Below are 26,465 nucleotides of genomic sequence, written 5' to 3' on the forward strand. Positions count from 1 at the left end.
TTATCCTCCCACATTTGAGAAGTGCTCCACTCCTTTTCTCAATATGAATCTTGATATAATATAAAAAATGATGCACCAAATCAATTGAATACAAATAATTCTCAAATAGTCTATTAATTTATATGTATCATTACTAAACATCTGAAGCGGTTCATATACTAAGTATTTAAAAGGTAATACATCTAAAAACAGACGAAAATTATTTGAAAAAAAACTTAAAGGCAATAATATTCCTGATAAAAACTGAATTACTATTTCTTTAACAGTAAGGACAAAAAATATATTTTCTAACCAAAAAGAAAGCATACCTACACAACATGATATTAAAAACCATAGAACCATAGATAGAATAATTGCAATACTTCCTAAAATAAGAATTTCAATGGTTAATAACTCATTCTTGTAATAAACACTGGAGAATAAAATGACAGGAATGATGATAAATAATAAATGAGCAAGCCTATCTCCAAGCATTTTACAAAAATAATACTTATAAAAAGTAACAGGTTTTATTAATATGCTAAAAAAATTTCCTGAATGAACATCGTCATTGATTTCCCAATCAACTGGATAAAAAACAAAATATGAAAAAATTATAGTCCCCAAATAGTATTGAACCATTGAGGTAAAATCATATCCTGCTATATTTATCTGGTTACTCTGATATATATACGTCCATAAAAATACTGATATCATAATTTGTATACTTGCCTGTAACATTAACAATAGTACACTTGATTTATAGTTCAAAATAGATCGAAATGATATCAGAATAATAGACATTTCTTTTTTCAATTGTGCTCCTTTTTTGTAAAATAGTTTTGTAAAATAATTTCTTCTAAAGAAAGATTTGATATTTCAAAATCTTCTATATCTACAAGCTTATTGATTGATTCTAATGTCTCAAAGACAAAATCTCTAGGTATTTTTAGTATACATTCCGATTTTGTTTGAGAAATGACTACTACTCCTTTAACAGAGCATAACTCTGGTACCAAATCTAATGTCATTTTTATCTTTAAATATTTAAAATCAGAAAATTTAGATAAAATAACATCCATTGACTCCTGCAAAATAATTTTTCCTTTGTCAATGACGATTAATTCGTCACAAACAGACGAAATATCATCCATATCATGACTCGTTAAAATAATAGTAGTATGACATTCTTCATTCATTTTCTTTAAAAATGTTCTGATATCTTTTTTAGACTGTATATCTAACCCTATAGTAGGCTCGTCTAAAAATAATATTTCCGGACTTGTTAAAGATGCCGCGATAAACTCCATTTTCATTTTTTGTCCAAGAGAGAGGGTCCGGACCTGCTGGTAAAGCTGATCTTTTACATTCAACAAATTGCTTAATTCCTGAATTCGTTCTTGTAAAATCGCCGGTTCTACCTCATATAAAGTACCAATCAATTGAAAATAATCCATAGCCGAAACATCTTGAAATAACTGTAATTTATTTCCTACTACTATTGAAATTTTTTTTCTAAAATTTATACTTCTTTTAAATGGAATTTCTCCATTCACTTCTAATTTTCCGGAACTAGGATAAAGAGTCCCAGTCAACATTTTAATCGTTGTGGATTTACCAGCTCCATTACTCCCAATAAAGCCAACTATACTCCCTCTCTTAATCGTAAAACTAATATCTTGAACAGCTCGAATCGTTATTTGATTACGTTTCAAAAATCTCTTGATAAATGGGAGTCTTGAATCAAAATTATAAAAATTTTTAGATAAATTCTGAGCATTAATAACTATTTCACTCATATATCTCTCCTTTCGATAAAATATATTTACTTGTACTTTTTCCATACTTTACCAAAATGCTAGAGATTGAGCTAAAATCTTCGGGATGGGTAAAATAATATTTGTCTTTAAAAAGTTTCTCAAAACCTTCAAGGCGATTATTGAAATCATTAAATTTTGTATTGTCTAGCTGGTTGAATGTCTCTTTAATATCCATAAACTTTCTCCGTGATTCTTTATTTCACTTTATAAATAGAAGAGTGTCTATATATTTATAGATCCTCAAGAACTTGCATTTTATCAAGTATAAGTAGAATAGTATGTAAGGGTTTACATATTCGTATTATATGATTATTTAAGGAATCCGTCAATTTTCCACATTATTATATGACAAAATGTATTTTTTAAAAATGCAAAAATCTATGAGCAAGATGTTTGACTTCCTTTTTTAAAGTATATATACTTCTATTAACCTTAGAAAAGAAAAAATGTTTGAATAGATATTCAATAATAATTACTTTTTTTAAAATTAAAATTCGAACTTTAAATTTTTATCTTTTTTATATTATTGAGTAACCTAAATTGCCCAATTTGTAAAATTTAGCTAGACAAAAAAAGACATCCAAGAGAAATTTCTTAAATGTCTGTAAACGTTGATATAAGCGTGTTGATTAACGTTTTGATAATTGTGATGCTTTACGAGCTTTCTTAAGACCTGGTTTGGAAAGTATGAGTTTCAGTTGGACTAAAAATAGCGTAATACCAAGTCTTTTCAGAACGATATTTACTGATTAATTTCATAAAACTTGAATAAGTTTAAGCGAAATAGGGGAATTGCTTTAAATATTTTATTTACAATTATAATTTATCAATGGTTTTCCTTCAATAATAGTATATAATGGAAGAAAACTGAGTCAACTATCCAGAAAGATACTATTCTGTCTGAAATTAGAATATAGTAGCTAAGTGTAAAGAATATACTATAAGCTTTCCGAAAAATTAGTGTTTTCCTGAAAGTTTTGAATTTGAAACGATGAACAAGCAAAAACAACCGGAAAAGAAACAGTTCACGACTGCTTCTTCTCTGGTTGTTTTTTATACTAACGATTTTTCCGACTTAGTTGATAAGAATACAGGATCGGAATGAGAACAATGGTGAGGATGACGATCCCCAGTACATAAGGGACGGCGAATTGAAGGCCTGCTTCCAGTAGGAGGATCAAGCCTCCGAGGACCCACAATTTCCCTACCAAGCGATGGGTTTTGTGCCAGTTATCTTCACTCTGTAAAGTCCATGGTAGGCGGATTCCAACTGTATGGTTCACTTTTAGCTTAGGCATGTAGTTGCCCATGATCACAAAGATGAGCCCTAGCAAAGCCGAAACAAAAACAGATGGATTGGTAGTAGAACCTAGCGCTTTGCTGTAGATGAGATAGGAAATAATTAAGGAAACGATTGGAATCAGCCAGTAGATCACTCTGAGCATTTTCTCATTCATAGTACGGTTCTTAGGATCACGTCCGATCATAAAGATCACAAACAGATGCACCAAGAGAAGGAAAACAGGAAGACCAAACACAGCTAGTGCTTTCGATTGGAAGTTATTGGCCTGACCAGCAGCGTCAAAGTGAATCGAGATTTGGTTAGGCAATTGCGACCAAATTATCAAGCCCCAAAGTATGGGGAAGAGTGTTACGGTAGAAGTTACAGTCAATAGGGTTTTATTTGTTTTCATCAGTAGAATCTCCTTTCAAATCAACGAGCCAGACCATTAAATCCTCCAAGACAGAAGTATTGAGTTCATAGTAGATAAAATTCTTCTCTTTTTCCTCTCGAATTAAATCTGCCTGCTTGAGTATGCTTAAATGATGGGAAATGGTCGCTCCTGCTACATCAAAGTGGCCAGCGATATCGCCAGCGGATAATTTCCCTGCCTTTAGCAGTTCTAAGATACTTCTTCTTATCGGATTCGATAAAGCTTTAAATGTTTGCGCAAAATTCATTCTCTATCTTCTCCAATCTATTTAGATTTCTTTCTAAATAGATTCTAGTACTTCCAGATAGATTTGTCAACTCTATTTTGAAAAAATTCAAAATAGGTTTAAATTGGATCTCCTTGTGACCTGCTAGGAAGATGTTGTTGCCAGTAGAAATGTTATTTTAGAAGACACAAAAAAACCTCTAGCTATTAGCTAGAGGTTGCGATTTAGTCAGGTTTATTGATGAGAGAGTTTACGTTTCAATAAGATAGCACCTGATAGAACAACTGCTCCGAGAACAATGAATCCAGTAGCGGCAACTTCACCTGTACTTGGGAGAACTTTCTTCCGACCTTTACCTTTGCCATCGCCGGTACCTTCAGTTGTTGAAGATGACGGAGTTGGTGTTGGAGTAGTCGTTACTTTAGTAGTAGGTTCTTCGTTTGTGGTAGTTGTTGTCGTTGTTTCACCTGTCGTAGTCGTCGTTGTTGTATCTTCTTTGGTTGTTGTAGTAGTTGAAGATGTAGTAGGTTCTTCGGTTGTTGTAGTAGTCGAAGTAGTAGTTGGCTCTTCAGTCGTCGTAGTCGTTGAAGTAGTCGTTGTAGTAGTGGTCGTAGTAGTGGTTGTTTCTTCCTTCGGATTGACGATCGTCTTAGTTACTGAGTGATCGGCTCCGAAATCTTCAGCATTGACTTCTGTATCTGCAGATTTGATGCTGTAGCCTGCGGGTGCTTCTGTTTCAGTTAAGATATACTTATCTTTTAGCAAGGCACTGACAGTAATGTTCCCATTTTCGTCGGTTACATACTCACCGATGACTTGGTTGTTCGCCTGACGTACGACCTTGAATTTGGCACCTTGAAGAGGTTGGTTGGCATCATCTACTTTGTGGATATTGATGGTAAATACATAACCGACACCGGAGCCACCCGCGATTTGTACAGCAGCAGCATTGGTTACTTCTTTCACCACAGTATTTTTACCTTTTAAGATGGCATCATTTTTTAGGAGTTCACCATCTGCAGGCTCGTAGTTGAGCTGAACGTCGTAAGCAATACGATACTGGTCTTTTTCAGTGATATCGCCTAAGTCAACTACAAAGGATTGACCGTCTTCACTAATCGTCACCTTGTGTTGGTCAGTGACATCTGTTCGATCGCTAAATTGCCATTCACCTGCTACAAAGGCAAAGTTCCCTTTTAAGATTTTGATGCTGCCAGGCACATAAGAAGCGTTGGTAAATTTCATGTGATCTTCAATGGTCACGCTATTGATATTTTCTCTGGTCCGGTTGACAGAAATGGTATAGGATACCTTCTTGTGATCGTCTGAATTCACCCAGCTTGTCTTTGTCAAGACTTTGGGATTGCCGTCTCCAACTCCCTTGAAGGTCACTTTACCACCGACCTTAAGCTCGTTGTTTATAGTGATTTCAATCGGAATTTCTCCTTTTTCAGGGTGCTTTTGGAAATCAATCCGTGCATAGAAGAAGAAGGAACCGTTAGTGTCAGAGTGTTTTTCAACATAGTCTGTATAGGTGAGGGAAATCGATTTTTTTGCAGCATCGACGGTTGCATGAGCGATGACCTCATTGGTGTTAACATCTCGAATCTCAAAGCTGTCTGAAGAAATGATGAGGGCCTCTGGCACAGTCACGACGGTGGTGTCCCCTGCCTTGACATTTTTTCCAGCTAAATCGTAGGTGGCATTAATTCGGAAAGTAGCCCATTGCTCCAACTCCCAAGTGAGATCTCCACCTTCGTTATTGGTGACGTTGACACTGGTAATCGTATCCGCAAATTTTCCTGTTACCGAAACAGTCGATGTTTCAGCAGATGATCTATTCAACCCTAAAGTGAATAGGGTGGCTAGTAAACAAAGAACAAATGGGAAAATCCAAAATTTCTTTTTATCCATAAATTTCTTCCTTTTTCATAAAATGGGTGTTTAATAAACAATCCTACTATTAGTTCAACTAAGACTATCAGTAGGTTTCCAAAAGATGGAGTCGCTATTAAACGACACGGTATTGCGACAGGTTACTCGGTTATTAGTTACGGTGTTGTTAAGAATGAAACCCTCCCTTTGTTCAAACAATCACAAGATCGTCTTCTTAGATAGATTGTAGCACAAAAAGCGCCTTATTTCAACAGTATAACTTTGATTGTTAAAATAAAAATGAGTATAAAATAGATAGGTTAAATAGCTGAAAGGAGAGGGTCTTGAAATAGCTTTCAAAACCCCTTTTTGAAGCAGTAAGTATTGATTTTTCTCTAAAAAAGCGTATAATCAAAATCATACTATTTAAAGGGAGTCTCTATGAAGAAGAGTTTTATTCACCAACAAGAAGAAATTTCATTTGTAAAAACAACATTTACCCAATATTTGAAAGACAAACTAGAAGTCGTTGAGGTTCAAGGCCCAATCTTGAGCAAGGTAGGAGATGGGATGCAGGACAACCTATCCGGAGTGGAAAACCCTGTCTCTGTAAAGGTCTTACAAATTCCAAATGAGACTTATGAAGTGGTTCATTCCCTTGCAAAATGGAAGCGTCATACCTTGGCGCGATTTGGCTTTGGAGAAGGGGAAGGTCTCTTCGTCCATATGAAGGCCCTTCGTCCAGATGAAGATTCGTTGGATGCGACCCACTCAGTTTATGTTGACCAATGGGACTGGGAAAAGGTCATTCCAAACGGGAGCCGTAACCTAGCTTACTTGAAGGAAACGGTTGAAAAAATCTACAAGGCCATTCGTCTAACGGAGTTAGCTGTCGAAGCTCGCTATGATATTGAATCAATCCTGCCGAAGCAAATCACCTTTATCCACACAGAAGAGTTGGTAGAGCGTTATCCTGACTTGACGCCGAAAGAACGGGAAAATGCTATTACTAAAGAATATGGAGCAGTCTTTTTGATTGGGATTGGTGGCGTCTTGTCAGATGGCAAACCACACGATGGACGGGCGCCGGACTATGACGACTGGACAACGGAAACTGAAAATGGCTACAAGGGTTTAAACGGGGATATCCTTGTTTGGAATGATAACTTAGGGGCGGCATTCGAATTATCTTCTATGGGAATTCGGGTTGATGAGGATACTCTCAAGCGCCAGGTTGCTATTACAGGAGATCAAGATCGTTTAGAATTGGAATGGCACCGTGCGCTCTTGAATGGCCTCTTTCCACTAACTATCGGAGGTGGGATCGGTCAATCGCGGATGGCCATGTTCTTGCTTCGTAAGAAACATATCGGAGAAGTCCAAACCAGCGTCTGGCCACAGGAAGTTCGCGAACAATATGAAAATATCTTATAAGATAGTTGAAAGTAAAGCAACGAAAGAAATCGAGTCTTGCATGTGATGCGGGCTCGATTTTTATGGGGCTGGAGAAGCTATCTTTTTCTATTCCTGATGGGCTTGTAGGCTGATTTTATTGCTTGAGCGCTGTCACGGACTAGAAATTGTGATAGAATAAATAGTACAAAGCAAGCAAAGGAGTGGTGTCTATGAAATTACAAAAACCAAAAGGAACCCAAGATATCCTGCCACAGGAATCCGCTAAGTGGCAATATGTAGAAGGATTTGCTCGCGAAACCTTTAAAAAATACAATTACGCAGAGATCCGCACACCTATTTTTGAACATTACGAGGTGATTAGTCGTTCGGTAGGGGATACAACGGATATCGTGACCAAGGAGATGTACGACTTCTATGATAAGGGAGACCGTCACATCACGTTGCGTCCGGAAGGGACAGCACCAGTAGTCCGCTCCTATGTTGAAAATAAACTCTTTGCACCAGAAGTTCAAAAGCCAAGCAAGGTTTATTATATTGGTCCTATGTTCCGCTATGAGCGTCCTCAGGCTGGCCGTTTGCGTCAATTCCACCAGATTGGCGTAGAATGCTTTGGATCTAGCAATCCTGCAACAGACGTTGAGACGATTGCCATGGCTGACCAATTCTTCAAAGAGATTGGCATTGAAAATGTCGTCCTCCACTTGAATACCCTAGGTAGCACAGCCAGTCGGGCAGCTTATCGCCAAGCTTTGATCGACTACCTCCTTCCAATGAAGGACCAACTTTCAAAAGATAGTCAACGTCGTCTAGAGGAAAATCCGCTCCGCGTCTTGGACTCAAAAGAAAAAGAAGACAAGCAAGCGGTTGAGAAGGCTCCATCTATCCTAGACTACTTGGACGAAGAAAGCCAGGCACACTTTGATGCCGTACGGGCTATGCTAGACGGTCTCGGAATTGACTATGTCATCGATACCAATATGGTACGTGGCCTAGACTACTACAATCACACTATTTTCGAGTTCGTGACAGAAGTAGATGGGAATGAGTTGACCGTTTGTGCGGGTGGTCGTTACGATGGCTTGGTAGAATATTTTGGTGGACCAGCAACGCCAGGTTTCGGTTTTGGGATGGGACTCGAGCGTCTCTTGTTGATTCTCGATAAACAAGGAGTTGAGCTTCCTGTTGAGACGTCATTGGATGTCTACATTGCTGTGTTGGGTTCAGAAGCAGAAGTGGCCGCATTGGAATTGGTTCAGGCCCTTCGTCGTCAAGGCTTCATCGCAGAACGTGATTACCTAGGCCGTAAGTTGAAGGCTCAGTTCAAGTCAGCTGACGTCTTTGGGGCCAAAACTATCATTGCCTTAGGTGGTAGCGAGATTGAAAGTGGGCAAATCACCGTCAAAAACAACCAGACTCGTCAGGAAGTGACCACGTCCATCGAAGAAGTAAAAAATGATTTTCAAACTATTTTGAGTCAACTATAAAAAGAAAAGACGGATGCCGAGAAGGTATCGGTCTTTTTGCATGTCCTCTATTTTCTCCTTGTGGAGAAAGCTGACAGCTGGGTCCATTTTTGATATACTAGTAGGGTATGCATGTGCCCTTTAGCGCTTGCAAGTCTAGTAAAGGAAAAAACAAGGTATGAGTGAAAAAGAATCGCATAAACTTGGCTTAAGTGTCGGGTCCAATTTTCAAGATACTCAAGAGCTACGAAAGGTATTGGAACAATCAATTAGCCGGGAAGAAGAAGTTTTGACGGCCAGTCAACCGGTGGAATCAGAGCAGAACCAGGAAGAGAGCCAGATTGCTGGAGAAACGGTGGAAACAGAAGCTTCGACCGGAACTCTAAGTCGCCTATCACGCTCTGGTCATCGTCGCAAAGAGAAGGTTGAAGCGAGATCGAAAGACCAAGAGGATGTAGGAGAGACATTAGAAGATCAAGAAGATGAAAAGTCGTTGGGGCGCTATGCCATTAAGCGACCAGTTCCCTTGTCACTACCCATTGCTTTTAGTGTCCTGCTTGGGATGGTCCATGTAGCTCTTCCTTTTATCAACTTACTGGCGACTAACCAACAAACCCAGGACTTATATGCCGGTTGGGCAATGTCTCAAGGTCAAGTTCCCTATGGTCATTTCTTTGGGGTCAATGGTTTGCTCTACTACGGGATCAGCGCTTTAGGAAGTTTGGTAGGAGGTCAAGTTCTCCTGGTGGTCTTCCAGATTTTAGCCTACTTTTTTGCTGGGACGAGCCTGTATCGGATGGTCAGAAGCTTGGTTGCAAGTGAAAAAATTGCAGGACAAGTTCAGCTACTCTTCTATCTTCTTGCTGGAGTGCTTGGATTTGGTGGCAATTATGCTGTTTTTTATGCCCTGCCCTTCCTATTTGGCTCTATGAATTTCATTCTCGCTTATCTAGAAGGTGAGAAGACAGATGAATCCTTTGTCGCCTATGGCGCAGGAGCCTGTTTGGCCTTTATGATGGTGCCATGGCTGAGTGTGATTTTTTATCTGCTTGCTTTTCTTGGATTGACAGCCTATCATGTGAAGCAAAAGAAATTTGCTCGCGGCTTCTATCAATTCCTCGCTGCCCTCTTGGGATTCTCTCTTCTTTTCTATCCCTTAGGCTACATCACCGTGTGGAACGGCTCCTTTGGGTATGCAATCCATCAGACCTTGTACAGTCTCCGCTCCCTCCGGTTTGATGCGGGTCACCTATTTGCTAACCTAGTTTATTACTGTTTATTGCTATTAACGCTTGGTTTCGCTTCAGCTTTCGTCATGTCTTTCCGAAAAGTATCGACAAGCGGTCAACGTGTAATTCGGTTTATGAGTTGGTTTGGTCTTCTGCTAGTTGCCACTGTTGTGGTTGGGACACCAGAGCAAGGGGCCTATCAGTTCCTTAGCCTCTTACCTTTTGGTCTCCCCTTGTTCGCTCTTTGGTTTGCGGGAGAAGAGTCCACTTATCAGCGCCGGAAGATGAAGAACAATTCTATCTGGGACCTTTATTTCTCCAGTCAAGCCTTCCTGCCGATTTTGGCAATGGCTTATCTAGTTGGCTATCCAGTTGTGAATCAATTTGTTCTCCAAAACAACCTAGCGAGTGAACGAAGCACCATTGCCCAGTATATCAAGAGTCATAGTGATTCCAAGGATACCATCTATGCTTGGGATCAGACGGCCCATCTCTATCAGGAAAGTGGCCGCTTGGCATCTTCGCCCCTCCTAACTCCGACGGCCTATCTCAGTCCGAGGGAAAACCGAACCAATCTGATCAATCAGATTAAGCAAGCCAAGCCGAAGTTTATTGTGGTCAATAAGGACCTAGATGTAACGTCTGCTCTGAAAAAAGTTTTGACCAAAAATTATGAAAAAGTGAACCAGAAAGGTTCCCAGTACACCTTGTACCAATATAAATAGACTATCAATATCTTGTGGTTTTAAAATGAAATAACATTTTTTTCCACAAGATATTGATTTTTTATTTTTGAGTGATATAATATGGAGTGAATTGTATTTGTAAAAACAGAAAGTGGGCGAGCGCATGATAACGTTACGAGAAGAGCATATCCAAAGTCTCCCCCAACTCTTTGTGGAAAAGAGAGATGGGCGGAAGGTCAAGTTTGATGTCGATAAAATTTACCGTGCTTTGGTCAAAGCGACAGAAGAAGTGACCGGCCTCACTCCGGCCTTAGAAGCGAAATTAGAAATCGTAACAGACCGGATTGTGGCTGAAATTTTGGAACGCTTCCCTCATGGCGTAAAAATCTACGAGATTCAAAATGTCGTTGAGCACGAGTTACTGCAAGCCAATGAATATGCGATTGCCGAGAGCTATATTACCTATCGTACGCAGCGTGATTTTGAGCGCTCAAAAGCGACGGATATCAACTTTACCATCGGCAAGCTCCTCAACAAGGACCAAGCTGTCGTCAATGAAAATGCCAATAAGGACAGCGACGTTTTTAATACCCAGCGCGATTTGACAGCAGGAATTGTCGGAAAATCCATTGGTCTCAAAATGTTGCCCAAACACGTAGCCAATGCCCATCAAAAAGGGGATATTCACTACCATGATTTGGACTATAGCCCTTATACCCCGATGACCAACTGTTGTTTGATCGATTTTGAAGGCATGCTACGTAATGGTTTTAAGATAGGGAATGCTGAGGTAGAGAGTCCCAAGTCCATCCAAACTGCAACGGCTCAGATCTCGCAAATTATTGCCAATGTAGCCTCTAGCCAGTATGGGGGTTGCTCAGCAGATCGGATCGACGAGGTCTTGGCTCCTTATGCAGAAAAGAATTATCAGAAGCACTTGAAAGATGCAGAGGAATGGGTTCTCCCTGAAAAACGCGAGGACTATGCTTGGCAAAAAACGAAAAAGGACATCTATGATGCCATGCAGTCCTTGGAGTACGAGATCAATACCCTCTTTACCTCAAATGGGCAAACGCCCTTTACTTCGCTGGGCTTTGGTCTTGGAACCAATCGCTTCGAACGGGAAATTCAAAAGGCCATTCTGGAAATTCGAATCAAGGGACTTGGTTCAGAACATCGGACCGCTATCTTTCCAAAACTGATCTTTACCCTCAAGCGGGGGCTCAACCTAGAACCTGGAACGCCTAACTATGACATCAAGCAATTGGCCTTGGAATGTGCGACCAAGCGTATGTATCCAGACGTTTTGTCTTATGACAAGATTGTCGAGTTGACAGGCTCCTTCAAGGTGCCGATGGGATGTCGCTCTTTCCTTCAAGGTTGGAAGGACGAGAATGGTGTGGAAGTTAATTCTGGCCGGATGAATCTTGGAGTTGTAACGGTCAATTTGCCTCGGATTGCCTTGGAATCAGGCGGAGACAAGGAGAAGTTCTGGCAAATCTTTAATGAACGGATGAACATCGCTGAAGATGCCTTGGTTTACCGGGTGGAACGCACCAAAGAAGCAACACCAGCCAATGCACCGATCCTCTACCAATATGGGGCTTTCGGGAAACGCTTGGGCAAGTATGACCAGGTAGATCAGCTCTTCCGTCATCGCAGAGCGACCGTTTCTCTGGGCTATATCGGACTCTATGAAGTCGCGACCGTTTTTTATGGTCCAAACTGGGAACAGAATCCGGAAGCCAAGCAATTCACGATTGATATCATCAAGGATATGAAAGCACGTGTGGAAGACTGGTCTGACCAGTATGATTACCACTTCTCGATTTATTCGACGCCGTCAGAAAGTTTGACAGATCGCTTCTGTAGCCTAGATACGGAGAAATTTGGTCAGGTTCCGGATATCACAGACAAGGAATACTACACCAATAGTTTCCACTACGATGTCCGCAAGAACCCAACTCCATTTGAGAAACTGGATTTTGAAAAAGTCTATCCAGAAGCAGGGGCTTCCGGTGGCTTTATCCACTATTGCGAGTATCCAGTTCTCCAACAAAATCCAAAAGCACTAGAGGCGGTTTGGGATTATGCTTATGACCGGGTCGGCTATCTCGGAACCAATACACCGATTGACCGTTGTTACAAGTGTGATTTTGAAGGGGATTTTACACCAACCGAACGAGGTTTTACTTGTCCAAACTGTGGCAATAGTGATCCTAAGACGGTCGATGTCGTCAAACGGACCTGTGGCTATCTAGGAAATCCTCAAGCACGTCCGATGGTTAATGGACGTCATAAGGAAATCGCTGCGCGGGTCAAACACATGAATGGGTCCACGATTAAATCAGCTGGACACCAAGTGACAGATTAGAAAAGGAAGATTATGGGAAAATACCAACTAGATGATAAGGGCAAGGCCCAGGTTCAACGATTCCACGAAAAACATTCGACAGGTGGAATCAATAAAAAAGACCGGGTAGCCAGCCTGAGAGAGCAATTTTTAAAAAAGGCTAAGAAAAAATAAAAGTGAGAGTCCGCTCTCGCTTTTCTCGTATAGGGAGGTAAGGATGGAATTACGCAGACCGACTTTAGCAGATAAAGAAACCATTCTAAACATGATGGCAGAGTTCGAAGAGACCCAATCGGCCCACGACGGCGGCTTTTGGGATGCTGAGAACTTTGATTATGAGGAGTGGCTAGAAACTAACCTTAATAAAGAAATGGGAATAAATTTGCCTGAAAATCGTGTTCCATCAATTCAGTTCGTATTGTTTGATGAATCAGGTCATGCTTTAGGTTTTTTGAATCTACGGCTGAGACTAAATGAGGGCTTACTGAATTATGCTGGCCATATCGGTTATTCCATCCGTCCTTCCGAAAGGGGCAAAGGCTATGCAAAAGAAGCCCTCCGTCAAGGTCTGCAAGTGGCTAAAGAAAAGAACATTCATCGTGCTCTGGTGACATGTAGCACGGAAAATCCTGCCAGCCGAGCGGTTATCTTAGCTAATGGCGGCCAGTTGGAGGATGTGCGGAATGGTACCGAACGGTATTGGATAGAGGTGGAGTAGAAGGATGACATGGAATACACCAAAACCAGGCGAGTGGAAGAGTGAAGAACTGAGTCAAGGTCGCATCATCGACTACAAGGCTTTTAACTTTGTCGATGGCGAAGGAGTCCGCAACTCCCTTTATGTAGCAGGCTGCATGTTTCACTGTGAGGGTTGTTACAATGTAGCGACCTGGTCTTTCAAGGCGGGTATTCCCTACACCAAAGAGTTAGAAGAGCAGATCATGGCCGATCTGGCCCAACCCTATGTCCAGGGCTTGACCCTGCTTGGGGGAGAGCCTTTTCTCAACACCGGTATCCTGCTGCCCTTGATCAAGCGCGTGAAAAAAGAGTTGCCTGATAAAGATATCTGGTCTTGGACCGGCTATACCTGGGAAGAAATGATGCTGGAGACGCCGGACAAACTAGAACTGCTTTCGCTGATTGATATTCTGGTCGATGGGCGCTATGATAAGAGTAAACGCAACCTCATGTTGCAGTTCCGAGGCTCTTCCAACCAGCGGATCATTGATGTTCAACAATCCCTCAAAGAAGGAAAAGTTGTCATCTGGGACAAGCTCAATGACGGCAAGGACTCCTATGAGCAAATAAAAAGAGACTAGCAAGACTCGGATAGCCATTATAAAGATGGAAGTTTCATGGTTTTTCAGTTTGCAAGAAGTGGGCTCTTTTTTCAGACAATTTCATTCTCACTGATAAAATTCAGAAGGATTCATGGTATAATGGAATAGATTGTACGAAAGTTAGAGTAATCTAACATGTACATTTAAGGAACAGAATGAGGAAATTGACATGACATTAGTTTATCAATCAACGCGTGATGCGAAAAATACCGTAACAGCCAGCCAAGCGATTTTGCAAGGTTTGGCGACAGATGGCGGTTTGTTTACTCCAGTGAGCTATCCAAAGGTAGATTTGGATTTTGATACATTAAAAGATGCTTCTTACCAAGAAGTGGCCAAGCTGGTCTTGTCAGCCTTCTTGGATGACTTTACAGCAGAAGAGTTGGACTACTGTATCACCAACGCTTATGACAGCAAGTTTGATACACCAGCTATTGCTCCTCTTGTCAAACTTGATGGCCAATACAACTTGGAACTTTTCCACGGTTCAACCATTGCCTTCAAAGACATGGCCTTGTCTATCTTGCCATACTTTATGACAACGGCAGCTAAGAAACACGGCTTGGAAAATAAGATTGTCATCTTGACAGCGACATCTGGAGACACTGGGAAGGCTGCCATGGCTGGTTTTGCAGATGTTCCAGGCACTGAAATTATCGTCTTTTATCCAAAAGATGGTGTCAGCAAGGTACAAGAGTTGCAAATGACGACTCAAACTGGGGACAATACTCATGTTATCGCCATCGATGGGAACTTTGATGATGCTCAGACAAATGTGAAGCATATGTTCAACGATGTAGCCCTTCGTGAAAAATTGGCAGCCAACAAGCTACAATTTTCATCAGCCAACTCTATGAATATCGGCCGTTTGGTACCACAAATTGTCTACTATGTTTATGCCTACGCTCAGCTTGTTAAAACTGGCGAGATTAATGCTGGTGACAAGGTTAACTTCACTGTACCAACAGGAAACTTTGGAAATATCTTGGCTGCCTTTTACGCTAAACAAATCGGCCTACCAGTCGGTAAATTGATCTGTGCTTCAAATGACAACAATGTCTTGACAGACTTCTTTAAAACTCGTGTCTACGACAAGAAGCGTGAGTTTAAGGTAACTACTAGCCCGTCTATGGATATCTTGGTCTCTTCAAACTTGGAGCGCTTGATTTTCCACCTTTTGGGAAATGATGCTGAAAAGACAGCTGAACTCATGAATGCCTTGAATACGCAAGGTCAGTATGAATTGACAGACTTTGATACAGAGATTTTGGACCTCTTTGCAGCTGAGTATGCGACGGAAGCGGAAACAGCAGCAGAAATTAAGCGTGTTTATGAGTCAGATTCTTATATTGAGGACCCTCATACAGCGGTTGCTTCAGCAGTTTATAAAAAATACCAAGCAGCGACAGGCGATGCGGCCAAGACCGTAATTGCATCAACAGCTAGTCCTTACAAATTCCCAGTGGTTGCGGTGGAAGCTGTAACAGGGAAATCAGGTTTGAGCGACTTTGAAGCCTTGGCTCAATTACATGAAATCTCAGGTGTAGCCTTGCCACCAGCAGTGAATGGCCTTGAAACTGCTCCAGTTCGTCACAAGACAACTGTTGCAGCAGCAGAGATGCAGGCTGCAGTTGAAGACTATTTGGGATTGTAAGTGGGAGTCCCAAAATTAGAAAGCAGGAGTCTCTGGGATTTGGCTGGATAAATCCCACAATAGTTCTACAAGCAGAACTCAGTTAGGCAACTAGCTGAGTTTCTTTTCATCAGGAGGAAAGTGTGTCACGTCAACAACAAGTAGATCGACAAATTTTAAGAATTGCCCTTCCAGCCATCGGAGAAAACTTTCTCCAAATGCTCATGGGGATGGTAGATAGCTACTTGGTCGCTCAGTTGGGTTTAGTAGCTGTATCGGGTGTATCCGTTGCAGGTAATATCATTACGATTTACCAAGCTATTTTTATCGCTCTTGGAGCCGCGGTCGTGAGTCTCTTGTCTAAAAGTATGGGACAAAAAGATCAGAAAGCCATAGCTCGTCAGGCGACTGAGTCTATTAAAGTCACGGTTTTATTAAGTTGTATCTTGGGGGCCTTATCCCTCTGCTTTGGCAAGGAATTGATTGCCCTCTTGGGGGTTGAAGCAGCCGTTGCGGAAGCAGGAGGGATTTACTTATCCCTTGTCGGAGGAAGTATTTTACTATTAGGTCTGATGACGACCTTGGGAGCCCTAGTCCGTGTAGCCCATAACCCGCGACTACCCATGTATGTCAGTTTGTTGACCAATGTTTTGAATGCTCTATTATCGAGCATCTTGATCTTTGTTTTTGGGCTGGGCATCGCCGGGGCTGCCTTAGGAACGGTTCTCTCTCGCTTATTAGGGGCTTTCTTGCTCTGGCGTCAGGTTCAACTTCCCTTTGCTCCTTTTCGTTGGGGCTTGGATCGAGACTTGCTCTCCCTTGCTTTGCCTGCTGCTGGTGAACGCCTTATGATGCGAGCAGGGGATATTGTCATCATTGCTATGGTGGCCGTTTTTGGTACTAGAGCGGTAGCTGGGAATGCTATTGGGGAAGTCTTGACCCAGTTCAACTATATGCCGGCCTTTGGGATTGCGACAGCGACAGTCATGTTGGTCGCCAAAAGTTTGGGACAGAATGATTTACAAGGGATCAAGCAAATCACCAGTCGGAGTTTTTGGATTTCCTTTCTCTCCATGCTTCCCCTCGCCCTTACCATCTTCTTGTTTGGAAGTCCTTTAACAGCCCTTTACACTAAGGATTCAGGAGCCCTTGCTGCCTCCTTATCCGTCATTTTGTTTTCCTTACTTGGAACGCCTCTGACAGCTGGGACAGTCATCTATACGGCGGTCTGGCAAGGGTTGGGTAACGCCCGTCTTCCCTTCTATGCGACCACTATCGGTATGTGGGTGATTCGGATTGGCACTGGTTATTTGATGGGGGTTACCCTCGGTTGGGGCTTGCCGGGGATTTGGGCTGGTACCCTTTTGGACAACGGATTTCGCTGGATTTTCTTAAAAACACTCTATCATCGGACATGGAAGGAATAAAATGTATGACACGAGCTTTTATTTGGGATTTGGATGGAACTCTTTTGGATTCTTATGAAGCGATTTTAGATGGGATTGCTGAGACTTATGCCCATTACTCTTTGGACTTTGATCGAGAACCGGTCCATGCCTTTATCCTTCAACAATCCGTCCAGGCACTTCTTGAAGAAGTGGCTAGAGAACATGGTTTGGATGCGGAAGAGATGAATCGTCATCGTGCTTCTAGCCTGCGTGAGAAAAACGCCCAAGTTCATCTAATGCCAGGAGCTAGAGACATTCTAGCTTGGGCTAAAGAGGAAGGGATTGTCCAATTCGTCTATACCCACAAGGGGAAGAATGCCTACCCAATTTTGGAAGATCTAGGGATCTTATCCTATTTTCAAGAGATTGTCACAACGGACAATGGCTTTCGGAGAAAACCAGACCCAGAAGGAGTCGATTATCTAGTGGATAAGTATCAACTGGATCGGAGCGAGACCTATTATATTGGAGATCGAACCTTGGATGTTGATTTGGCAGACAATGCAGGGATCGGGAGTATTAATTTTTTGGATTACAAGCCGGATGTCAATCATGCGATTCGTCATTTGGATGACATTCGCCTCTATTTTGAAGAAAAAAGTTAACTTATTTAACAAAGCTAGGCTTCTTTGTTGCTGGAATGGCGCTATGAAAAGAATCCGTAAACAATTTGTTTTGAAAATGAAATAATTCCTTAAGAAATCTTTAAGATAAATCCGATATAATAAAACCATAAACAAAGACCTCCTAACTTTGTTTATGAAATCCTAAAACTTTTCTTTTTCATAATAATCTCCCTAAAAGGCCACCAAATCCGGTGGTCTTTTACTTTGCTTTTCTTAGGGCTACGATGGCAAGGGCTCCATCTTCAGTTACCGGTCTGCAGCAAAAAACAACTGCATGCTTTGCGCCTCAGCTTTTAGTTTTCTTAAAGCTTTCTATAAGGAATGGTTTAGGTTTGAGCTGTATACTAAACTCATCCAATAAGAAATGAGGTACAGAAAATGAAAATCTCAGTTAATTATCCAAAACGCTTTAAGAAATTGCCACAACAAGGTTCTTGTTACGGCGAATAAACACTTCTCTTCATTTTTCATAAGAAACTCCTAAAGAAGGCTCTACCCGAAAGGGTAGAGTTTTTATGTACCAGAGACCTTGTGATTCGTGGTATAATAGGCCTATGGAAAAAAAGAACAAATTACTACTCATCGACGGGTCTTCCGTCGCTTTTCGTGCCTTTTTTGCACTCTATAATCAAATCGATCGCTTCAAAAATGCCAATGGGTTGCATACTAATGCGGTCTATGGCTTTAACCTCATGTTGAGTCATCTCTTGGAGCGCATCCAACCGACCCATGTCCTCGTTGCTTTTGATGCAGGCAAGACGACCTTTCGGACGGAGATGTATGCCGACTACAAAGGAGGCCGGGCAAAAACACCAGATGAGTTCCGTGAGCAGTTTCCTTTCATTCGTGAACAACTGGATCATTTGGGAATCCGCCATTATGAGCTGGCCCAGTATGAAGCGGATGATATTATTGGAACGCTAGATAAGAGGGCAGAAACTAGCTCGGTGCCATTTGAAGTCACCATTGTCTCTGGGGATAAGGATTTGATCCAGCTGACAGATGACAATACGGTGGTTGAAATCTCTAAAAAAGGGGTAGCGGAGTTTGAAGAATTCACTCCAGCCTATCTGAAAGAAAAGATGGGACTGACACCAGAGCAGTTTATTGACCTCAAGGCCTTGATGGGAGATAAGTCGGATAATATCCCAGGTGTTACTAAGATCGGAGAAAAGACCGGGATCAAACTACTCCTAGAATACGGCTCTCTCGATGGCATTTATGAGCATATCGATGAGATGAAGGCTTCTAAGATGAAGGAAAACCTCATCAATGACAAGGAACAGGCCTATCTGTCCAAGACCCTTGCGACCATCGATACCAATGCGCCCATTGAAATTGGCCTGGACGATATCACCTATACGGGCCCTCATCTAGAAAATCTCGCCAAGTTTTATGAGGAGATGGGCTTTAAGCAACTCCGCCAAGCCTTGGATCTCAGTGGAGAAGTAGCGGCTCCTGTAGCCATTGACTATACAGAAGTCGAGCAAGTCACTTCAGATATGCTTACGGAAGATAGTTTCTTCCATTTCGAGATTTTTGGGGACAATTACCATACGGAACCCATCATCGGTTTTGCATGGGGGACCAAAGGTCAGCTCTACGCGAGTACAGATACTGGTCTTTTACAAACACCGATTTTCAAAGAATTTCTCGAAAAAACGCCCCTCAAGGTCTATGACTTCAAGCGGGCCAAGGTCTTGCTCAGCCACTTGGACATTACTCTTCAAAATCCCGCTTTTGACAGTCGATTGGCCAAGTATCTCTTGTCGACCGTAGAGGACAATGAGATTTCAACCATTGCGAGTCTCTATAGTCAGATTGCGCTACCGCTGGACGAAGTCGTTTATGGCAAGGGAGCCAAAAAAGCTATCCCAGAAAAGGCGGTCCTATTAGAGCATTTGTCACGGAAAGTCGCTGTTTTACTAGACACGGAAGAGCCTATGATGGAGCAGTTGCAAGCCCATGACCAATTAGATTTGCTCTATGATATGGAGCAACCACTAGCAGCTGTTTTGGCCAAGATGGAAATCGCAGGGATTAAGGTAGAACGCCAAACCCTCAAAGACATGCAGGTGGAAAATGAAGTAGTCTTGGAGCGCTTGACTCAAGAAATCTACGAGCTTGCAGGCGAAGAATTTAACATCAATTCTCCAAAACAATTGGGCGTCATCCTTTTTGAAAAATTGGAACTCCCTCTTGAATATACCAAAAAGACCAAAACTGGCTATTCAACAGCCGTTGATGTCTTGGAACGCCTGGCTCCTATCGCACCAATCGTGTCTAAGATTCTTGAATACCGCCAAATTGCTAAGATCCAGTCGACCTATGTCATCGGTCTTCAAGATTGGATTTTGGAAGATGGGAAGATCCATACCCGTTATGTGCAGGATTTGACGCAGACAGGACGCTTGTCCAGCGTGGATCCCAACCTGCAAAACATTCCTGTCCGTTTGGAACAAGGCCGTCTCATTCGTAAAGCGTTTGTCCCAGAAGAGGAAAACAGTGTCTTGTTGAGTTCGGACTATTCACAGATCGAACTGCGCGTCTTGGCCCATATTTCGGGAGATGAGCATTTGATTGATGCCTTTAAACATGGAGCAGATATCCATACATCGACTGCTATGCGGGTCTTCAATATTGAAAAACCAGAAGATGTGACGCCGAATGACCGGCGCAATGCAAAAGCGGTAAACTTCGGTGTGGTTTATGGAATTTCCGACTTTGGACTATCTAACAACCTAGGGATCAGTCGAAAAGAAGCCAAGGCCTACATTGAGACCTACTTCGAACGCTACCCTGGCATCAAGGACTATATGGAGAGTGTGGTACGGGAAGCGCGTGACAAAGGCTATGTAGAAACCCTCTTCAAGCGTCGTCGGGAGATTCCAGATATCAATTCTCGCAACTTCAATGTTCGAGGCTTTGCGGAGCGGACGGCTATCAACTCACCCATCCAAGGATCTGCAGCCGACATCTTGAAAATTGCTATGATCCACTTGGACCAAGCGCTAGAAGCAGGAGCATACAAGACCAAGATGCTTCTTCAGGTGCATGATGAAATCGTTCTGCAAGTACCAAGTGATGAACTGGCAGCGATCAAAGAACTTGTCAAAGAGACCATGGAATCTGCTATCGAACTTGCAGTACCACTGGAAGCCGATGAAAATGAAGGCAAAACATGGTATGAAGCCAAATAAGATTAAGTTTGTTCAAAACAGAAAGCGGTAGGAAACTTTTCAGTTTCCTACCACTTTTAACGACAAACACTTGCAATGCCTTCCGTATTGTTATACTATTTAAAGAAAGGAAACGCATACAAAAGGAGATTCTTATGGCTTATTCATTTCGCAATCCTAGTGATGGCATTATCAAACATTACCTAGAAACCAGCAAGATCATCGCTGTGGTTGGATTATCTGACCGTGAAGAGACGACTAGCCATCGTGTCAGCAAGGAGATGCAAGAGCGGGGCTATCGGATTATTCCTGTCAACCCCCGCGCAGCTGGTGGCCAGATCCTTGGGGAGACGGTGTACGCTAGCTTGCAGGAGATTCCTTTCCCAGTAGATATCGTCGATGTATACCGTCGCAGTGAGTTTTTACCAGATGTGGCACGTGATTTTATTGAGACGGATGCGAAAATTTTCTGGGCACAATTGGAACTGGAAAATCAAGAAGCAGAAGAAATCCTTCGTGGAGCTGGACGAGAAGATATCGTCATGAACCGCTGTATCAAACGCGAGCATACTCGCTTGGTCTTAGGAGAAGGATAGCGCCTTTGATTTATCTCAGAACCTCGCGTCTTTCATCCAGTGATTAAATTGATACGAGAGATGAAATAAATACAGACGGATTTCCCTAACAGAGAAAAAAGAACCCACCTAGCGATGTGGAGGAATGAACTCCAATCGAAGGTGGGTTTTCTTGTTTTCTTTGTTAATCAAGTGGATTAGACTTTGGTAGATCCGGCGCCTTTTGCTGGAAGCGGCTGTCCGCCTGCATCCGTTTTTGAAGGAGGGTATGGTAGAAGATGATTTGGCAACTGGTTGCATAAGGTTTGACATAAAAATTCGCCATTCCTAAAGTGAAAAAAGATAGAATTTGCCAACCAAGCAGGCTCAAATCAAGAACAAGGCGGTGGCTCTTAAAGCCTTTCATCTCTTCCTTACTTTGGCGGAGGATAGACATAGGCCCATCATAGGTTCCCGTCATCAGTCGACTATATAGGATCAACTCAACTAAACTATACTGGTAATAAAAAGGGAGGAAGAGCAGGAGCCCAACCAGAGCCATTAAGAGGCTGGTCGTCATCGTTGGAGCTAACTTAAGAATTGCTTGAACTTCTGGAGTATCCGCTCTAAGAGTAGACGTAGTGGAGAAGGATTCATTGATAGCGAGAACGTGATAGCTGACCACCGTTAAGAGGAGTTGACTCACATAGAGGAGGCTCCCCCACAAAGATAGGATAACTTGCTTAATGAATAGGGTCAAAAACGCAGGTGTAAAATACTGGCTCTGAAAGATGGTGAAGATACCAAAGTTCTTTTCACCCTTGCTAGAGGCAGAAATCAAAAAGCGAAAAGTTGCCCCTAAATAGAGGAAAGAAAGGATAAATCCAATAATCGCAGGGAAAATTTGCCGACTTAGAAGAAAGAGCATCCCTTCTCTAAGTTCCATGTGAGCAAGTGCTTCAGTGATGTCTGTCCCTGTCAACATGTAACTTGCAAGGATTGTCAGAAGAGTTGGCAAGGCAAAGTAGGAGAAGACTTTGGGATGTTGCAATTGCAGCTGACGAGCTTGAGCACGAACCAATTTGATATTCATAATGTCCTCTTTCATGGTAGTAGTACCCTTTATTATAACACAAGTCCGTGACAGAGCTGGTAAAATTTGGTACAATCGTACAGGTGCTCACAGGAAATCCTGTGACAGGAATAAGAAGGCTGGGACTGTTTTTCCCAGTACGGAGGTAACCATGACAGATTCACCGATTCAATATCGATTAATCAAAAAAGAAAAGCATACAGGAGCTCGTCTGGGAGAAATTATCACCCCCCACGGGACCTTCCCGACCCCAATGTTTATGCCTGTAGGGACTCAGGCAACCGTTAAGACCCAATCACCAGAAGAACTCAAGGAAATGGGTTCCGGAATTATCTTGGCCAACACCTACCATCTCTGGCTTCGTCCCGGGGATGATCTAGTCGCAAAAGCAGGAGGACTGCACCAGTTCATGAACTGGGACCAACCCATTTTGACAGATAGTGGAGGCTTCCAAGTCTATTCATTAGCGGATACCCGCAATATCACCGAAGAAGGAGTAACCTTTAAAAACCACCTTAACGGCTCGAAGATGTTCCTCTCCCCAGAAAAGGCCATCTCCATCCAAAACAATCTAGGGAGTGACATCATGATGTCCTTTGATGAATGCCCTCAGTTCTATCAGCCCTATGATTATGTGAAGAAATCAATCGAACGGACCAGTCGTTGGGCAGAACGTGGCCTGAAGGCTCATCGTCGCCCTCATGATCAGGGTCTTTTCGGGATTGTCCAAGGGGCTGGATTTGAAGACTTGCGCCGTCAGTCTGCTCGGGATCTCGTCAGCATGGACTTTCCAGGCTATTCCATCGGTGGCTTAGCTGTTGGGGAAAGCCATGAAGAGATGAATGCCGTACTGGATTTCACCACTCCACTCTTACCGGAGAACAAGCCACGCTATCTCATGGGAGTAGGAGCTCCAGACAGTCTGATCGATGGCGTTATTCGTGGAGTGGACATGTTTGACTGTGTCTTGCCGACGCGGATTGCGCGAAACGGCACCTGTATGACTAGTCAAGGACGTCTGGTGGTGAAAAATGCGCAATTCGCAGAAGACTTTACACCGCTAGACCACGAGTGTGATTGCTACACTTGTAAAAACTATACCCGAGCTTATCTTCGCCACCTCCTCAAGGCAGATGAAACCTTCGGTATTCGCTTGACCAGCTACCACAACTTGTATTTCTTGATCAACCTCATGAAGCAGGTCCGTCAAGCTATCATGGATGACAATCTCTTAGAATTCCGTGAGCATTTCGTCGAAAAATATGGCTATAACAAATCAGGACGGAATTTCTAGGAAGAACTAAATAGAAAGAAAAAAGACTACAGCCATCCGAGAATAATAGGAATGACTGCGAGGCGTAGCGGTTGATTGGTATCTTTGGAGCATATTAAGTTCCAAAGATAACCTAATCAACTGTGCGGGGGCGAGACGACGAACAAATTTGGAAATAAATTTGTTCTGTCTCGCTCCCTTTTTTCTATATAATAGCAACTTTTTTAGCACTCTATATTTTTCGAAAACACTTTCATCGAAAAAACGAAAAAAATCTATTCAAATCCCTTGCATTGGGGCTTTCATTGTGTTAAACTACTATGGTGCTGTGAAAAACAGCTATTAGCTTTGATGCAAGAGGTTGCGACACGCTCGGTTGCATTGCCACGCAACGCGCGTCGGTTTTCTTGTGGAGCTAGCCTATTATCTTAAATAGACGAAAAGGAGAAAAAGATGGCAAACAAAAAAATCCGCATCCGTTTGAAAGCGTACGAACACCGTACACTTGACACAGCGGCTGCAAAAATCGTAGAATCAGCTACTCGTACAGGTGCACAAGTTGCGGGTCCAATCCCACTTCCAACTGAGCGTAGCCTCTACACAATCATTCGTGCGACTCACAAATATAAAGATTCTCGCGAACAATTCGAAATGCGTACACACAAACGTTTGATCGATATCATCAACCCAACTCAAAAAACAGTTGACGCTTTGATGAAATTGGATCTTCCAAGTGGTGTGAACGTAGAAATCAAACTTTAATCTAAAATATAAAAGAGCAGAAGCTGGTGTTTCAATTGAATTGAACACGGGCTAAACTCGGTGTGAAAAAGATAAACTTCCTAGTGTCTGTAAGACACTGCGTCAGTTTCCTATTTTCACTTTGAGTTTGACGCCCTTTGTATCTTAGACTTGAGCATAAAAAACGCTCGTTAAAAACTTTTTGAATAAAAAAACTATAGAAAAGGAACTATTTTCTCATGACAAAAGGAATCTTAGGGAAAAAAGTGGGAATGACTCAAATCTTCACTGAAGCTGGCGAATTGATCCCTGTAACAGTTATCGAAGCAACTCCAAACGTTGTTCTTCAAGTTAAAACTGTTGAAACAGATGGTTACAACGCTATCCAAGTTGGTTTCGATGACAAACGCGAAGTATTGAGCAACAAACCTGCTAAAGGACATGTAGCAAAAGCTAACACGGCTCCTAAGCGCTTCATTCGTGAATTCAAAAACGTTGAAGGCTTGGAAGTTGGTGCTGAAATCACAGTTGATACTTTCGAAGCTGGAGACATTGTTGATGTAACTGGTACTTCTAAAGGTAAAGGTTTCCAAGGTGTTATCAAACGCCACGGACAATCACGTGGACCTATGGCTCACGGTTCTCGTTACCACCGTCGTCCAGGTTCTATGGGACCTGTTGCGCCTAACCGCGTATTCAAAGGTAAAAACCTTGCAGGACGCATGGGTGGCGATCGTGTAACAATTCAAAACCTTGAAGTTGTACAAGTTGTTCCAGAAAAGAACGTTATCCTTATCAAAGGTAACGTACCAGGTGCTAAGAAATCTCTTATCACTATCAAGTCAGCAGTTAAAGCTGGTAAATAATAAGGAAAGGGGAATACAGTCAAAATGGCAAATGTAACATTATTCGACCAAACTGGTAAACAAGCGGGCGAAGTTGTTCTTAACGATGCGATCTTTGGTATCGAACCAAACCAAGCAGTTGTATTTGATGTGATCATCAGCCAACGTGCTAGCCTTCGTCAAGGAACTCACGCAGTTAAAAACCGCTCAGCCGTTTCAGGTGGCGGACGCAAACCATGGCGTCAAAAAGGAACTGGACGTGCTCGTCAAGGTTCTATCCGCTCTCCACAATGGCGTGGTGGTGGAATCGTCTTCGGACCAACTCCACGTAGCTATGCGTACAAACTTCCTCAAAAAGTTCGTCGCCTTGCGCTTAAATCTGTTTACTCAGAAAAAGTTGCTGAAAACAAATTTGTAGCCGTTGATTCTCTTGAATTTACAGCTCCAAAAACTGCTGAATTTGCAAAAGTTCTTGCAGCTTTGAGCATCGATTCTAAAGTCCTTGTTATTCTTGAAGAAGGAAACGAATTCGCAGCTCTTTCAGCTCGTAACCTTCCAAACGTGAAAGTTGCGACTGCTACAACTGCAAGTGTTCTTGACATCGCAAATAGTGACAAACTTCTTGTTACTCAAGCAGCTATCTCTAAAATCGAGGAGGTTCTTGCATAATGAATTTGTATGATGTTATCAAAAAACCTGTTATCACTGAAAAGTCAATGGCTCAACTTGAAGCAGGCAAATATGTATTCGAAGTTGACACTCGCGCTCACAAACTTTTGATCAAACAAGCTGTTGAAGCTGCCTTTGAAGGTGTAAAAGTTGCGAATGTGAACACTGTAAACGTAAAACCAAAAGCTAAACGTGTTGGACGTTACACTGGTTTTACTTCAAAAACTAAAAAAGCTATCATCACGCTTACAGCTGATTCAAAGGCAATCGAGTTGTTCGCTACTGAAGCTGAATAATCTAAG

The 26,465-nt window shown here is 42.2% G+C and carries 24 protein-coding genes; 17 read left to right on the forward strand and 7 right to left on the reverse strand.

Going from position 1 to position 26,465, the window contains the following annotated elements:
* The 6 genes from LXO72_RS08150 to LXO72_RS08175 all read right to left on the reverse strand — a co-directional run bounded on the left by LXO72_RS08150 (nt 1) and on the right by LXO72_RS08175 (nt 5,654).
* Nucleotides 1–795 (reverse strand): ABC transporter permease, encoded by a 795-nt coding sequence (locus LXO72_RS08150; protein WP_003013825.1) that lies wholly within the window; start codon nt 793–795, stop codon nt 1–3.
* Nucleotides 792–1,778: an ABC transporter ATP-binding protein gene (locus LXO72_RS08155; RefSeq protein WP_003010129.1), complete on the reverse strand. Its 987-nt coding sequence runs from the start codon at nt 1,776–1,778 to the stop codon at nt 792–794. Before LXO72_RS08155 ends, LXO72_RS08150 begins: the two co-directional genes overlap by 4 nt.
* Complete coding sequence (locus tag LXO72_RS08160; RefSeq protein ID WP_233332054.1) at nt 1,771–1,974, reverse strand: gamma-polyglutamic acid synthetase; 204 nt, start codon at nt 1,972–1,974, stop codon at nt 1,771–1,773. The genes LXO72_RS08155 and LXO72_RS08160 overlap by 8 nt, the downstream gene beginning before the upstream one ends.
* Before the next feature lie 883 nt (nt 1,975–2,857).
* Entirely contained in the window at nt 2,858–3,493 is a 636-nt protein-coding gene (locus tag LXO72_RS08165; protein WP_233332055.1) for an SdpI family protein, read from the reverse strand.
* Complete coding sequence (locus LXO72_RS08170) at nt 3,480–3,761, reverse strand: autorepressor SdpR family transcription factor (protein ID WP_061454612.1); 282 nt, start codon at nt 3,759–3,761, stop codon at nt 3,480–3,482. Before LXO72_RS08170 ends, LXO72_RS08165 begins: the two co-directional genes overlap by 14 nt.
* A 213-nt stretch (nt 3,762–3,974) precedes the next feature.
* Nucleotides 3,975–5,654 carry an LPXTG cell wall anchor domain-containing protein gene (locus LXO72_RS08175; protein ID WP_233332056.1) on the reverse strand — a complete coding sequence of 560 codons (1,680 nt, stop codon included), beginning with the start codon at nt 5,652–5,654 and terminating at the stop codon, nt 3,975–3,977.
* A gap of 402 nt (nt 5,655–6,056) precedes the next feature.
* On the opposite strand from LXO72_RS08175, the gene asnA reads away from it, so the two are divergent.
* The 12 genes from asnA (at nt 6,057) to LXO72_RS08235 (ending at nt 21,584) form a co-directional block, all read left to right on the forward strand.
* Nucleotides 6,057–7,049: an aspartate--ammonia ligase gene (gene asnA, locus LXO72_RS08180; protein ID WP_048692049.1), complete on the forward strand. Its 993-nt coding sequence runs from the start codon at nt 6,057–6,059 to the stop codon at nt 7,047–7,049.
* 191 nt (nt 7,050–7,240) lie between these two features.
* Nucleotides 7,241–8,515: a histidine--tRNA ligase gene (hisS, locus tag LXO72_RS08185; protein ID WP_233332057.1), complete on the forward strand. Its 1,275-nt coding sequence runs from the start codon at nt 7,241–7,243 to the stop codon at nt 8,513–8,515.
* 157 nt (nt 8,516–8,672) lie between these two features.
* Nucleotides 8,673–10,448: an MFS transporter gene (locus LXO72_RS08190; protein ID WP_233332058.1), complete on the forward strand. Its 1,776-nt coding sequence runs from the start codon at nt 8,673–8,675 to the stop codon at nt 10,446–10,448.
* A 124-nt stretch (nt 10,449–10,572) separates the two neighbouring features.
* Complete coding sequence (gene nrdD / locus LXO72_RS08195) at nt 10,573–12,783, forward strand: anaerobic ribonucleoside-triphosphate reductase (RefSeq protein ID WP_233332059.1); 2,211 nt, start codon at nt 10,573–10,575, stop codon at nt 12,781–12,783.
* Between the two features lie 12 nt (nt 12,784–12,795).
* A complete protein-coding gene (locus tag LXO72_RS08200) occupies nt 12,796–12,936 on the forward strand; it encodes a hypothetical protein (RefSeq protein WP_006595204.1) in 141 nt (46 codons plus the stop codon).
* Nucleotides 12,937–12,979: 43 nt separating this feature from the next.
* Nucleotides 12,980–13,480, forward strand: a complete 501-nt coding sequence (locus LXO72_RS08205; RefSeq protein ID WP_233332060.1) for a GNAT family N-acetyltransferase — start codon at nt 12,980–12,982, stop codon at nt 13,478–13,480.
* Nucleotides 13,481–13,484: 4 nt separating this feature from the next.
* On the forward strand, nt 13,485–14,081 hold the full coding sequence (nrdG, locus tag LXO72_RS08210; protein ID WP_233332061.1) for an anaerobic ribonucleoside-triphosphate reductase activating protein: 597 nt from the start codon (nt 13,485–13,487) through the stop codon (nt 14,079–14,081).
* Between the two features lie 190 nt (nt 14,082–14,271).
* Nucleotides 14,272–15,756 (forward strand): threonine synthase, encoded by a 1,485-nt coding sequence (thrC, locus tag LXO72_RS08215; protein WP_233332062.1) that lies wholly within the window; start codon nt 14,272–14,274, stop codon nt 15,754–15,756.
* A 122-nt stretch (nt 15,757–15,878) separates the two neighbouring features.
* Nucleotides 15,879–17,162, forward strand: coding sequence for an MATE family efflux transporter (locus LXO72_RS08220; RefSeq protein ID WP_233332063.1), 1,284 nt, complete (start codon nt 15,879–15,881; stop codon nt 17,160–17,162).
* Between the two features lie 5 nt (nt 17,163–17,167).
* The gene (locus LXO72_RS08225; RefSeq protein ID WP_233332064.1) at nt 17,168–17,788 is read left to right on the forward strand and encodes an HAD-IA family hydrolase; all 621 of its coding nucleotides are present in this window, start codon (nt 17,168–17,170) and stop codon (nt 17,786–17,788) included.
* Between the two features lie 575 nt (nt 17,789–18,363).
* Complete coding sequence (gene polA / locus LXO72_RS08230) at nt 18,364–21,009, forward strand: DNA polymerase I (protein ID WP_233332065.1); 2,646 nt, start codon at nt 18,364–18,366, stop codon at nt 21,007–21,009.
* Nucleotides 21,010–21,143: 134 nt separating this feature from the next.
* Nucleotides 21,144–21,584 carry a CoA-binding protein gene (locus LXO72_RS08235; protein ID WP_233332066.1) on the forward strand — a complete coding sequence of 147 codons (441 nt, stop codon included), beginning with the start codon at nt 21,144–21,146 and terminating at the stop codon, nt 21,582–21,584.
* Nucleotides 21,585–21,747: 163 nt separating this feature from the next.
* Here LXO72_RS08235 and LXO72_RS08240 read toward each other — a convergent pair whose 3' ends face one another.
* Nucleotides 21,748–22,635, reverse strand: a complete 888-nt coding sequence (locus LXO72_RS08240) for a DUF975 family protein (RefSeq protein ID WP_233332067.1) — start codon at nt 22,633–22,635, stop codon at nt 21,748–21,750.
* 151 nt (nt 22,636–22,786) lie between these two features.
* Between LXO72_RS08240 and tgt the strand changes: the two genes are divergently transcribed.
* The 5 genes from tgt to LXO72_RS08265 all read left to right on the forward strand — a co-directional run bounded on the left by tgt (nt 22,787) and on the right by LXO72_RS08265 (nt 26,459).
* Nucleotides 22,787–23,929: a tRNA guanosine(34) transglycosylase Tgt gene (gene tgt, locus LXO72_RS08245; protein WP_023024993.1), complete on the forward strand. Its 1,143-nt coding sequence runs from the start codon at nt 22,787–22,789 to the stop codon at nt 23,927–23,929.
* A gap of 432 nt (nt 23,930–24,361) precedes the next feature.
* Nucleotides 24,362–24,670: a 30S ribosomal protein S10 gene (gene rpsJ / locus LXO72_RS08250; protein WP_003009585.1), complete on the forward strand. Its 309-nt coding sequence runs from the start codon at nt 24,362–24,364 to the stop codon at nt 24,668–24,670.
* Nucleotides 24,671–24,888: 218 nt separating this feature from the next.
* Nucleotides 24,889–25,515, forward strand: a complete 627-nt coding sequence (gene rplC, locus LXO72_RS08255; RefSeq protein WP_003010846.1) for a 50S ribosomal protein L3 — start codon at nt 24,889–24,891, stop codon at nt 25,513–25,515.
* 24 nt (nt 25,516–25,539) lie between these two features.
* On the forward strand, nt 25,540–26,163 hold the full coding sequence (gene rplD / locus LXO72_RS08260; RefSeq protein WP_003009591.1) for a 50S ribosomal protein L4: 624 nt from the start codon (nt 25,540–25,542) through the stop codon (nt 26,161–26,163).
* Nucleotides 26,163–26,459, forward strand: a complete 297-nt coding sequence (locus LXO72_RS08265; RefSeq protein WP_006595190.1) for a 50S ribosomal protein L23 — start codon at nt 26,163–26,165, stop codon at nt 26,457–26,459. Before rplD ends, LXO72_RS08265 begins: the two co-directional genes overlap by 1 nt.
* Nucleotides 26,460–26,465: the final 6 nt, after the last annotated feature.

The sequence above is a fragment of the Streptococcus sp. XMC genome, assembly GCF_021341835.1.
Classification (GTDB): domain Bacteria; phylum Bacillota; class Bacilli; order Lactobacillales; family Streptococcaceae; genus Streptococcus.